The sequence below is a fragment of the uncultured Roseibium sp. genome (assembly GCF_963675095.2).
Classification (GTDB): Bacteria; Pseudomonadota; Alphaproteobacteria; order Rhizobiales; family Stappiaceae; genus Roseibium.
The window spans coordinates 35,947-46,455 of the sequence record NZ_CAXXSJ010000005.1 but is presented as its reverse complement, the minus strand read 5'-3'; the positions used below and the strand labels follow the sequence as shown (position 1 = coordinate 46,455).

Annotated in this window: 12 protein-coding genes and 1 tRNA gene; 6 read left to right on the top strand and 7 right to left on the bottom strand. The window is 58.6% G+C overall.

The window, feature by feature from the left end; all coding sequences use genetic code 11:
* Nucleotides 1-258 precede the first annotated feature (258 nt).
* Both ABIN98_RS03020 and ABIN98_RS03015 read left to right on the top strand, forming a co-directional pair.
* A tRNA-Cys gene (locus ABIN98_RS03020) sits at nt 259-332 on the top strand.
* A 392-nt stretch (nt 333-724) separates the two neighbouring features.
* Complete coding sequence (locus ABIN98_RS03015) at nt 725-1,540, top strand: class I SAM-dependent methyltransferase (protein ID WP_346907286.1); 816 nt, start codon at nt 725-727, stop codon at nt 1,538-1,540.
* A gap of 100 nt (nt 1,541-1,640) precedes the next feature.
* On the opposite strand, the gene ABIN98_RS03010 is transcribed toward ABIN98_RS03015, so the two are convergent.
* Together ABIN98_RS03010 and ABIN98_RS03005 are read right to left on the bottom strand one after the other, a co-directional pair.
* Nucleotides 1,641-1,853, bottom strand: coding sequence for a helix-turn-helix domain-containing protein (locus tag ABIN98_RS03010; protein ID WP_394701413.1), 213 nt, complete (start codon nt 1,851-1,853; stop codon nt 1,641-1,643).
* Nucleotides 1,854-1,863: 10 nt separating this feature from the next.
* The gene (locus ABIN98_RS03005; RefSeq protein ID WP_346907284.1) at nt 1,864-2,262 is read right to left on the bottom strand and encodes a hypothetical protein; all 399 of its coding nucleotides are present in this window, start codon (nt 2,260-2,262) and stop codon (nt 1,864-1,866) included.
* A 777-nt stretch (nt 2,263-3,039) separates the two neighbouring features.
* On the opposite strand from ABIN98_RS03005, the gene ABIN98_RS03000 reads away from it, so the two are divergent.
* The 4 genes from ABIN98_RS03000 (at nt 3,040) to ABIN98_RS02985 (ending at nt 6,860) form a co-directional block, all read left to right on the top strand.
* Nucleotides 3,040-3,864: an alpha/beta fold hydrolase gene (locus tag ABIN98_RS03000; RefSeq protein WP_346907282.1), complete on the top strand. Its 825-nt coding sequence runs from the start codon at nt 3,040-3,042 to the stop codon at nt 3,862-3,864.
* Nucleotides 3,865-4,201: 337 nt separating this feature from the next.
* Nucleotides 4,202-5,224: a threonine-phosphate decarboxylase CobD gene (gene cobD, locus ABIN98_RS02995; protein WP_346907280.1), complete on the top strand. Its 1,023-nt coding sequence runs from the start codon at nt 4,202-4,204 to the stop codon at nt 5,222-5,224.
* A gap of 9 nt (nt 5,225-5,233) precedes the next feature.
* Nucleotides 5,234-6,232, top strand: a complete 999-nt coding sequence (gene cbiB, locus ABIN98_RS02990) for an adenosylcobinamide-phosphate synthase CbiB (RefSeq protein ID WP_346907278.1) — start codon at nt 5,234-5,236, stop codon at nt 6,230-6,232.
* 13 nt (nt 6,233-6,245) lie between these two features.
* Entirely contained in the window at nt 6,246-6,860 is a 615-nt protein-coding gene (locus tag ABIN98_RS02985) for a DUF938 domain-containing protein (RefSeq protein WP_346907276.1), read from the top strand.
* A gap of 25 nt (nt 6,861-6,885) precedes the next feature.
* On the opposite strand, the gene ABIN98_RS02980 is transcribed toward ABIN98_RS02985, so the two are convergent.
* The 5 genes from ABIN98_RS02980 to cobO form a co-directional block, all read right to left on the bottom strand.
* Nucleotides 6,886-7,311 (bottom strand): dual specificity protein phosphatase family protein, encoded by a 426-nt coding sequence (locus ABIN98_RS02980; RefSeq protein ID WP_346907274.1) that lies wholly within the window; start codon nt 7,309-7,311, stop codon nt 6,886-6,888.
* Nucleotides 7,312-7,478: 167 nt separating this feature from the next.
* Nucleotides 7,479-8,150 (bottom strand): hypothetical protein, encoded by a 672-nt coding sequence (locus ABIN98_RS02975; RefSeq protein ID WP_346907272.1) that lies wholly within the window; start codon nt 8,148-8,150, stop codon nt 7,479-7,481.
* Nucleotides 8,080-9,531: a cobyric acid synthase gene (locus ABIN98_RS02970; protein ID WP_346907288.1), complete on the bottom strand. Its 1,452-nt coding sequence runs from the start codon at nt 9,529-9,531 to the stop codon at nt 8,080-8,082. Before ABIN98_RS02970 ends, ABIN98_RS02975 begins: the two co-directional genes overlap by 71 nt.
* A 29-nt stretch (nt 9,532-9,560) precedes the next feature.
* Nucleotides 9,561-9,863 carry a YrhK family protein gene (locus ABIN98_RS02965; RefSeq protein ID WP_346907270.1) on the bottom strand — a complete coding sequence of 101 codons (303 nt, stop codon included), beginning with the start codon at nt 9,861-9,863 and terminating at the stop codon, nt 9,561-9,563.
* A gap of 24 nt (nt 9,864-9,887) precedes the next feature.
* Nucleotides 9,888-10,499 carry a cob(I)yrinic acid a,c-diamide adenosyltransferase gene (cobO, locus tag ABIN98_RS02960; RefSeq protein ID WP_394701416.1) on the bottom strand — a complete coding sequence of 204 codons (612 nt, stop codon included), beginning with the start codon at nt 10,497-10,499 and terminating at the stop codon, nt 9,888-9,890.
* Nucleotides 10,500-10,509 lie beyond the last annotated feature (10 nt).

Below are 10,509 nucleotides of genomic sequence, written 5' to 3'. Positions count from 1 at the left end.
TCTTGATTGCCGGCCTCTCTCCTTTGGTTCATTAACGACCCGGAACCGGACTGACAAGCATCTGTTGGCATCAATGCACGGCAAGAGGCTAGCCACATGTTCCTGTCCGGTGGTTAAAATCCGGATTGCGCGGCCAGACAGCCCGCATGCCCGCGCTCAAGAACGAGAATGCAACCGTGCCGCCCTTTCAGCATTTTGGATAAACCCCAAACGTCGGCTTGACACGAGGCGCCAAGTGATTGATACAGCGCGTCTCACGGCCTCTTGGCGGAGTGGTGACGCAGCGGATTGCAAATCCGTGTACGCCGGTTCGATTCCGGCAGAGGCCTCCAACACCCTTTTTCATCTTTTTTAAGACAAAAAGTGTCCCGCCGCGATTGTGCGAAAAGTGGGAAAATTTTCGTGCCCGGACAACCTGTCACCATCTCTTAGGTTTTAATTTCCAAATACAAATACCTATAAACGTAACCTCCTTAAAAACTTGAACAGTTTTCTACCAATGACTGACAAAACCCAGGCCTAAAGCCCCTAATTGTAACTGACGAACTTAACTCTCAATCGAACGAGGCCAGGGGTTGGTCGGCGGCTATTTGGGCGGAGGGCGGACGGTTGCTGCACTGGAGGCTGTTGGCGGCAATGCGGACAAACTCGCCCTTCAACACTTCCCGTTGAACGTCTACCTTCAAATCTCACAAGTTAGACAGATCAAGCAACGGCGCCCAAGATGACTGAAATCAGCAAAAAGGAAATCACCGCGGCAAACCGGGGCTGCGTGGAATGCATCTGCTCCGTTGCACGGAAAAGGAGATCATTGGGAGCAGCTTCTTGCGAGTGCGGCCCAACCAGGGTTCTCAGTGCTCGACCCTTTTCTGACCTCCATTTTAAATGGGCTTGGTCTCAAGGGAAAATCCGCTGTGCAGATCGGTTGCAACAATGCCCGCGAGTTGATTTCACTCGCGTCCCCTTGGCATCCGCGCCGAATTGGGGATCGATCAGTCCGAGCGGCTTCCTTGCTCAAGCAAAGCAACTCGGTGATGCCGCTGATCTCGATCTTCGCCTGCTTGAAGCAGATATCTACGACCTGCCTCCGGGTATCGGCCAGTTCGACCTCGCCCTCATTACCATCGGCGTTCTCAACTGGATGCCCGACCTGCCAGAGTTTTTCCGCGTCACTTCCGGACTGCTCGCACCTGGCGGGCGGCTGGTCATTTACGAAACGCATCCGTTTCTGGAAGTTTTCGACCCAGACAGCGTCACACCATTCGAGCCTTCTTTCAGTTATTTCGAGCGGCGCCCGCAGGAGGTCACCGAAGCGATCACCTATGACGGAAAAGACCACGGTGAAAGTGAGACGGGTTACTGGTTTATTCATCCGCTCGGCGAGATCATTACGGCCTGTGCTCAATCAGGGCTCGGTATCGTTGAGCTGAAGGAATACGGGCACACCATCCGTGAGCCGGAGTATGACATTTACGAGGGACGCGCCGCACAGATTCCAATGTGCTACTGCCTCGTGGCTCAAAAGGCGAAGAGTGCCTAAGGTCGATCGCTACCATTCGTACGCAGCGAAGCGTCAAGCACACCGGGCGCAATCGGGCCGTTCTCTGCAGTGACCACCAAGTTCGGATCGTATCTCAGCTTCATCCCGTTGTCGGCTGGCCGTTGGCGAGCGGTCCGGTGCTCCGGTATTCTGTCGGCGACTGATCATAAACGCGCTGGAACTCTCGATAAAAATTTGACCGCGTCATGAAACCGGATCTCTCCGCAATTCCTGCAACGCTTTCATTTCCACTCACAAGAAGATCTGCCGCGTAGGCAAGCCGAAATTCGTTTACGTACTGCGATACGTTCATGCCTTTCGCCTTATTGACTGCAGCGGACACCTTGCGGGGCGGGCAGATGAAGGCGCTTGGCAAGGCGTTGAACCGTAAGACCGGGGTCCAGAAAGAGCTGATCATTCAGCATGAGTTCCTCCAGTCGACCAACCGTCTCGCTATCCGTGATGTCCACTGTCTTTACCGGATACGCTTTCCTGTCAGCTTCGGACAGAATTGACGGCAATTTGACGAGGACCGCCAGCAGGATGACGATAAGCGGAGCAGTTCCGTACGAAATCAACACGGCTACATGGGCGCCCTGGTTCAGCACAAAATCGAGAGCGATCGTGGCATCCAAAGCCAGGATAAAGACCAGCAGTCCGATACCGCGCAGGATCCAGTTGGACAGGCTGCGTGCCACTTCCAGCCGGGCGTAGGTCAACACGTCGGGACCTTTTCGGCCAGAGAAGGAACAACGCAACGCTATAGAACAGATAGCTGGCACTGAATACCAAATCGAGCGCGCGCCGATCCTCAACAAAGAGCCAAAACACCGCCAGCACGATGATTGGTGCGGCCAGATGACAGGCCACGGTCTTACGGAATGTACGGACGTCAACGGCAAACGCTGCAAATCCCAGATACATCAAGGGACCCAGCAACAAAGGCAGCGTGCGTTGCACGGGTATCAGAGTTTCGATTCCATAGCCGAACCTCAAACCAACGAGGAGTGCTTCAACAGCGCACAGAGCGAACAAGGCAAAGAATGTTGCAGTGGCCCGCCTGACGCCCAATTCCAAACGCCACATCAGCGTGGCAATCACGCAGGACAAGAGCGCCAGTCAGCATCGGCAATGGAAGTTTGACGAGCGTAGGGTCGTCCATCTGTCCTCTTTCAATCCGAATCTGTCCTGCATCAGGATCAAGGACAGGTATAGCCAGCGCGAACCGTTGCTTCAATTTGGATAGACGCTCAGTTGTCGGGGCAACGACAACAATCCGCGGAGATTACGATGAAACGGTTTGCCCCTCATGTTTGCCGCAGCACTTGCTGCATACGTTGTACCGGCGTCAGCTCAGTCCTATCAGGCCGGCATGATCGAATTGAGTATCCCGGACCCAAAAGGCCAGCGTGACCTGAAGGGGCTTCTTTGGTTTCCGACAGAAGCCAAGGGGTCCACTGCACGACGACTTCAAAAGTGCTGTCTGGGTCGGAACTCCCGTGGTCAAGAATGCTCTTCCCATGGACGGGCAGTTTCCGCTCGTGGTGGTGTCCCACGGTATGTTCGGCAATGCCGACAATCAGGCATGGTTCGCGGCTGCGATGGCCAGGCGGGGTTATGTTGTCGCAGCGATCAATCATCCCGGCACGTCCACCTGGTCGCGCGATCCGGATCAACGCCGTCAGCTTTGGGAGCGGCCAAAGGACATTTCCCGCGTGATAGACTATGCGACGACATCACCAAAATTGTCGGATCTGGTCGATCCGGCCCGGGTCTTCGTGGCAGGTCACTCGCTGGGGGGATTTACCGTAGCGCTTTTGGCAGGAGCCCGGTATGACGCGTCGGGGTTGAAGCGCTTCTGCGACAAGAACCCGGACGAGTTGACCTGCAATATTCTTGCGGACTGGGACATTGCGCGCACAGCCGAAGACATCGTGCAGATGGAGGCCGATCTTTCCGATCCCCGGATCAAGGCGTTCGCGACATTTGACCTTGGCGGAACACAGAGTTTTTCCAAGGAGAGCTTGGGTCAAGTGCGCAAGCCCATGCTGGTATTCGGGGCGCCGCTGATGGATTCAGGTCTGAAACTCGACATCGAATCCCCTGCCTTGATCCAGGCTCTTCCGCCGAAGATCGCTCTGTACATAGAGCCCGAAACACTCTCCCATTTCGATTTCCTGGGACAGTGCAAGCCAGGTGGATTTGAGATCCTGAAACGGGAAGAACCCGGGGATGAGATCATCTGCAGGAATGGTGGTGCGCAACGCGCAGCAAAACATGACTTGATCATCGCAACAGTCGATGGATTCTTCTCACGGCGATAGGGTTTTGGGCGGGACGCGCGTACGGGCCCTTACAATTCTGTTTCCAGGTCGATCCGAAGGACGCCAATCCGGCTATGGAAAGCCGCGTCAAAGCCTTTGCATCATGCAGACCCATGGTTCCGCAGGCATTTTCTCGATTTGCATTACCGGATCGACGCCTGAAAGCAGAATTGTATGGACCCGTGCCCTAAGCGGGATCTCCGTATTTACCGTTCCCCCTTTGAATGATCCGCTGTATCGCCCCTCCTCCGATTTCATTCGTATGCGGACAAATTCATGCCGCAGCCGGATCTGTACTTCTGCCGGGCAAATCGACTAGATAACGCAACGCCTTGATATGAAACACAGAGACGAACAGATGCACCACGGCGGCGATCTGGCGCTTGCAATCGACCGCTACGGCGGAACGGAAGGGGACTGGCTCGACCTTTCGACCGGCATCAATCCCCATGCCTATCCGATACTGGAAAGCCTTGCCGCCGAGGTCTGGCAACGACTTCCGGGGCAAAACGCGCTCGACCGGCTGCTCGGCGCCGCCCGCAAGGCCTATGCGTGCCCGGAGCACTTCGGACTGGTTGCTGCACCTGGTACGCAAGCGCTGATCGCCCTGCTGCCCGACCTTTTTCCCGAAGGCGATGCGGCCGTTGTCGCGCCCACCTATTCCAGCCATGCGGCCGCCTGGGCCCGGTCAGGCCGAAAGCCGCTGGAGGTCGGTTATCTGGAGGCGATCGCGGACACCACACGCTATGCGGTCGTCGTCAATCCGAACAATCCGGACGGCCGGCTGACCTCAAGGGCGAGCCTGCAGGCTGCCGCAGGCACACTTGCCGCGCGCGATGGATTTCTCATCATCGACGAAGCCTTCGCCGATGCTGTACCCGGCGCCAGCATTCTGCCGTCGATCGGCACCGAAAACATCCTGGTTCTGCGATCCTTCGGAAAATTCTTCGGACTGGCCGGTCTGCGCCTCGGCTTTCTTGCCGGACCGCGACGGATCACCCAAATGCTTTCCGAACGACTCGACAGTTGGGCCGTCAGCGGCCCGGCCTTGGAAATCGGGCGCAAGGCACTCACCGACATGACGTGGCAGGAGGCCATGCGGCGCCAACTTGCCGATGAAATGGCCGACCTGACCCTGCTTTTGTCCGAACAGGGCCTCAGCGTCTTCGGTGGAACGCCGCTTTTCGCGCTCGCCGGTACGAAAAACGCCGCCGCCTTACACGAGGCTCTGGCTCGACAACGAATCTGGACGCGGGTCTTCGACTATGCGCCGACCTGGATGCGCATCGGCCTGCCTGGATCGGCTGAGAACATGGACCGGCTTCGGCAGGCGCTTGCCGAAGCGCTGAAAGAGCTCTAATCGGGAAAAATGCTGCTTTTTTCCGATGCGCTTTTTCTGCTGTTCGCCGCGCTCGTCGCCGATGCCCTGATCGGCGATCCGGACCTGCTATGGCGCCGCTGGCCCCACCCGGTCGTTCTGATCGGCAGGTTCATCGGTTTTCTGGACAGGACCCTGAACAGAGACGGGTTGCCACAAGAACGCCGGAAACGGCGCGGCGTGGTCGCTCTGGTGGCTCTGGTGGCCATCGGTTTCGGCCTCGGCTATGCAATCGAGCACGCCGCAAGGCTTTTGCCCTTTGGGCAAATCCTCACAGTTGCGGTCGCCGCCGTGTTCCTCGCCCAGAAAAGCCTTTATCAGCACATTGCCGCCGTCCGAGATGGCTTGCTAACCGACGGCCTTGCCGGCGGGCGCAAGGCAGTGGCAATGATCGTCGGCCGTGATCCGCAGACGCTCGATGAGGCCGGCGTCTCACGGGCGAGCATAGAATCCTGCGCGGAAAACTTCTCCGACGGGGTCGTCGCCCCGGCCTTCTGGTTCGCCGTCCTCGGCCTGCCCGGTCTGATCGCCTACAAGGCGGTGAACACGGCAGACAGCATGATCGGCCACAAGACGGAGCGGCATCAGGCCTTCGGCTGGGCCTCTGCGCGCTTTGACGACCTTGTCAATCTACCGGCCTCCCGCCTGTCCGGGCTGCTCATCGTCCTGGTCGCCCCCCTCGCCGGCGGATCGCCGTTGACCGCACTGAGAACGATCCTTCGGGATGCTCGCAAGCACCGCTCGCCCAATGCCGGCTGGCCGGAAGCGGCCATGGCGGGCGCCCTGGATATTGCGCTGGCGGGCCCCCGATCCTACCCTGGCTATACGGTCGAAGATCCCTTCCTGAACGCGAGCGGACGCACATCCGTGACCGCTCAGGATATTTCCCGTGCACTAAACTTGCTTAAAGGGTCTTGCTTATTGCTTGCATTATTTGTTCTGCTATTGGCAGCCGCCATCGCAGCAGTGAATGGTACGGCTGTGTTTTGACCTTGGAAAACCGATGCTTCCCTTCTCCGCAGCAGCTGAAAACAACAAGCGCCCAATCCTCGAAAAACTCCGCGACGCCTTCAAGGACGCAACCCGTGTCCTGGAAATCGCCAGCGGCACCGGCCAGCACGCCGTCTTTTTCGCCGAGAACCTGTCCCATCTGGACTGGCGGCCGAGCGACGTCGCCGAACATCTCCCGGCCATAGATCAGCGCATCGTCGAGGCCGATGCCAACCTCGACAATCTGCTGGCACCGATCGAACTGGATATCTCCGACCTGCCCTGGCCGGTTTCCGCCTTCGACTATGAAGATGCCTATGACGGCATTTTCTCCGCCAACTCACTGCACATCGTTTCCTGGCCGCTGGTCGAAGATTTCTTCGAAGGCGTCGGCGAAACCCTGGCGGAGGGCGGCGTTCTGTGCATCTACGGTCCGTTCAAATACGGCGGCAAGTTCACCACGCCGAGCAACGAAGCCTTCGACAAGACGCTGAAAGCCCGCGATCCTGAAAGCGGCATCAGGGACTTCGAGGCGGTCAACGACCTGGCTCAAAAATTCGGCCTGACCTTGCTCGCCGACCACGCCATGCCGGCCAACAACCAGCTTCTGGTGTGGAAACGGGGGTAGCCGATCCGGCCTGCTATAATCCGGATTACTCCGCGAACGCATAGACGAATTCAGCCTGCTCCGCGGTGTCCGGGATCGGGACGCCGCGGGCTTGGCTGACGTTTGCAATGGCGTGCTCCGCGGACAGTCCGAGCCGGGTCAGGACACAGGCGGTCAGCAACCCGGAACGGCCGATGCCGGCACGGCAATGAATTGCGACCGACTTTCCGTCTGTCAGATCCCGAACGATCCCATCGACCACCGGCACCAGTTCAGCCAATTCCGGAACGCCTCGATCCTCGATAGCGAACCGGGAGAAGGCGACACCGAGCCGGCCACAGATTTCCGGTTCTTCGGTCAGTCCGAGTTCCTCGTTTTCATCGCCTGTCAGCATGGAAACAACACAATCGACACCTTCCCCACGCAGGACGCTGATATCGTCCTCCAGCCAGTCTCCTGACGGCTTCGGCATGAGGAAAAGACGTCCGCTAGCCTTTACAGGGACGGAATAAAGAGACGGTTTCATCATATTCATCTTCTGGATTTTGACGGAAATGGCGCACGCCCTCGATCCGCGTTGCATCGCGTTTCCGGGGATTAGTCCGTTCATGAGGCAGGATCAGGAACGCGGCCGCCCGCTCACTCGCCGGCCGTTTCTCTGCTGGGTCTCGTCCCGATGGTCCGGAGCCAGGTGATTGCTTTCGACATACCGTTCGATCCGATCACTGCCAGAAGTCCCAGCACGAACTGGAACACATAGCTGACGAAGTCCGCCTTGGTCTGGGCAGACAAGCTCTCGATGCCCATGCCCAGATCGCGCATCTGCTCAACGGTCACCACGACGAAAACCAGATTTGCCAGGCTTTCAAGCACGAAATAGAGGCCGATCAAAGCTATCCCCGCCGATTGAAAATCGGAGATATGCGGGACTTCCTTACCCGGCTCGATCCGGACATTGAGCCCCAGCAGCACGACGCGCGGAAAGCAGAACAGCACGATTGAAATCAACAGATTGAGACCGAGGGTCAAAACACTCACCCGCAGGATTCCGTCGTACTGCTCGGAAAACACCGAATACATCGCAGTAGAAAAAAAGTTCAAACCATTCATGAAAAAATAAAGCGCAGCCAGGCGAACAATCACCATGAAAAAGAGTGTGCTCATTTCCGCCGCCCCAGCCATTACAATCGGGAATTGAATAACAAAACCAACCCGGTCGGTCCAGTTCGGCGAAATACCCTTACCGAACCAGCCCGATCTCCAGCATCCGCTCCACGTCCATCGTTGCTTCCAGGTGCGCGGCAAGGTCATCCAGCACGGTATCGATGGTCTGCTCATAGGCGAGCGCTGAGATGACGCCGAAGCCTTTCAGATAGGCCTTGCGGAAGGCATCCGATGAAAAAAGGCCGTGGAGATAGGTGCCGGCAACCCGGCCATCGGCAGATTGGGCACCGTCCAGCTTCGGTGTGCCGTCGGCCTCGCGGATATGGAGCAACGGCCGGGCGCAATCGGGACCTTCGGTACGGCCGATGTGGATCTCGTAGCCTGAGACCTCCGCACCGGAGGCGAGGTGCTTGCCCGTCGCCTCGATAAGGGACTTGTCCGCCGTCAGTTCCGTGTCGACATTCAGGAACCCCAGCCCCTCGACCGTGCCCGGTCTGCCCTCGATTCCTTCCGGATCGGAAATTGTCCTTCCCAGCATCTGGTAGCCGCCGCAGATCCCCAGGATATGCCCGCCGCGCCGGTGATGGGCCCTGAGATCCACGTCCCAGCCCTGCTTGCGAAAAAACTCCAGATCGCCGACCGTCGATTTCGATCCCGGCAGCAGAACGAGATCCGCATCGCCGGGCAGCGGATCGCCCGGCTGGACAAGCTCAAGCGTGACGCTCTCCTCCATGCGAAGCGGATCAAGATCGTCGAAGTTGGCAATCCTTGAAATGACCGGCACGACGATCTTGACCGGGCCGCGCCCCGCCCCGTCGCTCAGCCCGAGGGCGTCTTCCGCCGGCAGTTTCGAGGCTTGCGAAAACCACGTCACGACCCCGAGCGGCGCCCAGCCGGTGCGGCGCGCGATCTCGGCTACACCGTCGTCAAACAGACTCGGGTCCCCGCGGAAGCGGTTGATGAAGAAGCCTCTGATCCGTTGCCGCTCGGCGTCCTCCAGCACCGCATGGGTTCCGACCAGCGAGGCAATTACCCCGCCCCGGTCGATATCGCCGCAGAGCACGACAGGCAGATCGGCGGCCTCGGCAAAGCCCATGTTGGCGATATCGCCGGCCCGAAGATTGATCTCCGCCGGGCTTCCAGCCCCTTCCACCAGCACCAGATCCACACCGGACTCAATTTCTGAGAAACTTTCCAGAACCTTCGGAAGCAATTGCGCTTTCTGCTGCCCGTATTCGCGCGCGCGCAGGGTGCCGAAGCGCTTGCCCTGGACGATAACCTGCGCGCCGGTATCTGTCTCCGGCTTCAACAGGATCGGGTTCATATGCACCGATAGCGGCACGCGCGCACCTTGGGCTTGCAACGCCTGGGCCCGGCCGATCTCGCCGCCGTCGGCGGTCACCGCCGCATTGTTCGACATGTTCTGCGGCTTGAACGGCTTGACCTTCAGACCCCGGTTGGCAAACAGCCGGCACAGGCCGGCAACAATCAGGCTCTTGCCCACATTGGAGCCGGTGCCCTGGATCATCAGCGCCGGAGTGCGGCCGGAACGGCTGCTCACTTGGCGTCTCCGTCATCGGCGTCCGCGCCATAGGGACGGAATTCCTTCGGAACCGGCAGGCGCGCCAGATGCAATTCCAGCAGCAGCCGGATGGACGGCCGAACGGCAAACAGGATGGAGCCGATCAGGAACAACCAGGTTCCCAGGTAGATCAGGCTCTCATAGAAAAAGAAGATACTGCCGACGATGAAGGTGGCGGCTGCCAGAAACTCGACCACCGTCCGGCCGATCTCATAGCGCCGGACGATTTCCTCATGGGATCGGGAGGCTTCCCGAAGACCCTGGCTGAAAAGTTTCATGGAGCCGTCCCGTATTCCTGTTTTTTAAAACTCGATCCCTTCCTGCGGTTTTACCCCGGATCGGAAAGGATGCTTCACCTGGGTCATATCGGTAACCAGATCGGCGACCTCGATCAATTCATCCTTGGCATTGCGCCCGGTGATGACCACATGGACGTCCTCGGGCTTTTCGTTCTTCAGGAAATCGACGACCTCTTCGATCGGCAGATAATCGTAGCGCAGGACAATATTGAGTTCGTCGCAGAGCACCAGCCGGTAGTCTCCAGAGGTGATCATCTCCTTGGCCGCGTCCCAGGCCTGACGGGCCGCATCAATGTCGCGCTGCCGGTCCTGTGTCTCCCAGGTGAAGCCCTCGCCCATTCGCTTGATGGTCACCAGATCGGAAAACCGGTCGAGCGCCATGCGCTCGCCGGTCTCGATCCGTCCCTTGACGAACTGCACGACGCCGACCTTGTGCCCATGGCCGAGCGAGCGGAACACCATGCCGAAACCGGCAGTCGACTTGCCCTTGCCCTTGCCCGTATGGACGATCGTCAAGCCCTTCTCGATGGTCTTGGTCGCCATGATCTTGTCGCGCGCGGCCTTCTTCTTGCGCATCTTGTCCGCATGGCGGGCGTTCAGTTCTTCTTCGGTCAGGTCCTGATGC

Coding starts and splice junctions, on each gene's coding strand:
- ABIN98_RS03015 (WP_346907286.1), top strand. CDS start 725: ATGACTGAAATCAGCAAAAAGGAAATCACCGCGGCAAACCGGGGCTGC.
- ABIN98_RS03010 (WP_394701413.1), bottom strand. CDS start 1,853: ATGAACGTATCGCAGTACGTAAACGAATTTCGGCTTGCCTACGCGGCA.
- ABIN98_RS02975 (WP_346907272.1), bottom strand. CDS start 8,150: ATGACCTTGCCGCGCACCTGGAAGCAACGATGGACGTGGAGCGGATGC.
- ABIN98_RS02965 (WP_346907270.1), bottom strand. CDS start 9,863: ATGAAACTTTTCAGCCAGGGTCTTCGGGAAGCCTCCCGATCCCATGAG.
- cobD (WP_346907280.1), top strand. CDS start 4,202: ATGAAACACAGAGACGAACAGATGCACCACGGCGGCGATCTGGCGCTT.
- ABIN98_RS02985 (WP_346907276.1), top strand. CDS start 6,246: ATGCTTCCCTTCTCCGCAGCAGCTGAAAACAACAAGCGCCCAATCCTC.
- ABIN98_RS02980 (WP_346907274.1), bottom strand. CDS start 7,311: ATGCCGAAGCCGTCAGGAGACTGGCTGGAGGACGATATCAGCGTCCTG.
- ABIN98_RS02970 (WP_346907288.1), bottom strand. CDS start 9,531: ATGATCCAGGGCACCGGCTCCAATGTGGGCAAGAGCCTGATTGTTGCC.
- cbiB (WP_346907278.1), top strand. CDS start 5,234: ATGCTGCTTTTTTCCGATGCGCTTTTTCTGCTGTTCGCCGCGCTCGTC.